The following is a 1720-nucleotide window of genomic DNA, read 5'->3' as shown; positions in this document are numbered from 1 at the left end:
AATCACCTCAATTCCCAGAGATGGCTGACTGGAGACCGTTTGGAGTGGCATTCTCTCTATTTGGATAGTAATCCAAAACCCAGCAGAGCTATCACATCTATCAGAGAAGCCATCGAGGGGAGAACTACGATTACAATGTCTCCCCAGCAGCAGTGGTCGGACTGGTTAACCTTCCCACTTTGGGAAAAACCCTTTCTCCATGTTCCTCTCTGTTTTTCACCTCCTGAACTAACTATTGAAGAAAAATGGCGATGGCGAGATTTCTTTGCTGGAGGTGGAACATTGATGCTAGACCACTGTTCTTTACAGACCTCGGCAATTGAAGAAGAATGGGTACTTTGGAGTAAGCTGCTTTTTCCAGAATCGAGTTGGGAAACAATGAGTCGCAGCCACGTTCTCTCCTACAGTTTTTATCTCCTTGAGAAGAAAATGCTTCTGGGAAATCAAGGAGTACCGATCCGACTTTTGGAGCAAGATGGGAGATTTATCATGATTTGGAATCGCTCCAAGCGATTTAGTTGGGAGTCCATGGTGCGTAATCAAGTTAGAATAAATCCCAACCCAACCGAGATAGAAACAGGACTGAGGTTTTATGTGAATCTAGCGATGTATCTGCTAACTGGAGATTACAAAACAGACCAATTGCATCTGCCAACGATTTTGCTGAGGAGAAAATAAGAAGAAATGATTTTTCAACTTGAACCACAATTGATGCTTTTACTTATTTTCTCTCTACTCTTTGCGTTGACTTTCCATGAATTCGCACATGCTGCGATCGCCTATCTATGTGGGGATGGGACTGCGAAGTATATGGGAAGACTTACGTTGAACCCACTCGCTCATCTAGATCTGTTCGGAAGCTTGATGCTCCTGTTTGCTGGCTTTGGTTACGCTAAGCCAGTACCTGTAAATCCAAGTAATTTCAGGATAAGAAATGCAGATCTATATGTCTCTGCAGCAGGCCCGCTAAGCAACCTAATCCTTGCTAGCATGGGAGCGTGGTTGTTGGGTATGAGCTTTCAGGGGGGATGGCAAACTGTCTGGGATTTCCCTCTGGGCGAGTTGCTTGTCTGGTTTTCTTTAATCAACATGAATTTGTGTCTCTTCAATCTGCTCCCCATCGGACCGCTTGATGGAAGTTCTGTCTGGCCCTATTTTCTACCACATGCTCCCCGTAGAAAGTTCATGGAATTCAATGATAGATATGGGACTCAAGTACTGATGGGATTGGTCATGGTGAGCCTGGCCCTCCCAGGGTTTAGCCCATTTCGTTGGATTGGAGAAGCAAGCCGAAGCCTGATTTCATGGATGGTCTGAAACCTTTTCCTTAGGTGTGGGGTTCAGAGTTCCCATGACTATGCTCTGGTGTGATTCGGTTCGTTGAGGATGGATATACTGGTCCGTGATGATGGGATTGAAATATTTTGCGGAAGAAAAAGATAGCGATTAGGCTCGCACCCGTTAGTGCAATTAAAATCAGTAATATACCTAGAAACATTTCCATGGAAACTCCTTACTTAGCTGAATGAGTCATGGTAGATGACTGCCCATCTGCATGAACCCTTCCTCTTTTTTGCCCCCACAAGATATTTGCTTGGGAGCCTGAATTCTAGGGGCGTCAATGATTTTAAAAAATCTCATCTCTTACAAAATTGAACGAAAAATCCTTTTTAAAATAAATTATTTTTTAATTAGGGCCTGTAATCAATTAAACGATTTG

At 43.5% G+C, this 1720-nt stretch carries 3 protein-coding genes; 2 read left to right on the top strand and 1 reads right to left on the bottom strand.

What is annotated here, in order from left to right:
* Both P8O70_03345 and P8O70_03340 read left to right on the top strand, forming a co-directional pair.
* Positions 1–678, top strand: a 678-nt coding sequence (locus P8O70_03345) for a DUF4159 domain-containing protein (GenBank protein ID MDG2195918.1), incomplete at its 5' end; no start/stop codon positions are given.
* 6 nt (positions 679–684) lie between these two features.
* Positions 685–1317, top strand: coding sequence for a site-2 protease family protein (locus P8O70_03340; GenBank protein MDG2195917.1), 633 nt, complete (start codon positions 685–687; stop codon positions 1315–1317).
* A gap of 10 nt (positions 1318–1327) precedes the next feature.
* On the opposite strand, the gene P8O70_03335 is transcribed toward P8O70_03340, so the two are convergent.
* The gene (locus tag P8O70_03335) at positions 1328–1504 is read right to left on the bottom strand and encodes a hypothetical protein (GenBank protein MDG2195916.1); all 177 of its coding nucleotides are present in this window, start codon (positions 1502–1504) and stop codon (positions 1328–1330) included.
* Positions 1505–1720 lie beyond the last annotated feature (216 nt).

Source organism: SAR324 cluster bacterium (assembly GCA_029245725.1).
Classification (GTDB): Bacteria; SAR324; SAR324; order SAR324; family NAC60-12; genus JCVI-SCAAA005.
The sequence above is the reverse complement of the archived record's forward strand: the minus strand, read 5'-3'. Positions and strand labels throughout refer to the sequence as shown.